Genomic DNA, 420 nt, shown 5'->3' with positions numbered 1-420 from the left:
CCCCTGAAGACCGGCGAGACCGTGCGGATGCCCGGCAATCCGGTGAAGCTTTCCGGGGTGACCACGGCCGCCTATACCTGTCCGCCCGCGCTGGGCGAGCATACGGCCACGGTGCTGCGCGACACGCTGGGCTATGACGACGCACAGATTGCGCGGCTGCGCGAAGCCGGAGCCGTGGCATGAGCGACGCACAGCGCCACGCCACGCCGGACATCGTCATCACTGACGTCGCACCGCGCGACGGGCTGCAGAACCAGGCCGTCGCCATCTCCACCGATGCCAAGGTAGAACTGATCCGCCTGCTGGTGCGTGCCGGCGTACGGAGCGTCGAAGCCACCAGCTTCGTCTCACCGAAGGCCGTGCCGCAGATGGCCGACGCGGCGGACGTGGTCCAGCGCGCTGCGGCGCAGTGCCCGGACC

2 pseudogenes are annotated in these 420 nt (G+C 70.0%); both read left to right on the top strand.

Annotated features, from left to right (window positions below):
* A pseudogene (locus AC1DCP_RS26545) lies at positions 1–183 on the top strand (CoA transferase); the annotation flags it as partial.
* A pseudogene (locus tag AC1DCP_RS26540) lies at positions 180–420 on the top strand (hypothetical protein); the annotation flags it as partial. The pseudogenes AC1DCP_RS26545 and AC1DCP_RS26540, both read left to right, overlap by 4 nt.

The organism is Agrobacterium sp. 10T429, assembly GCF_056393925.1.
The sequence above is the reverse complement of the archived record's forward strand: the minus strand, read 5'-3'. Positions and strand labels throughout refer to the sequence as shown.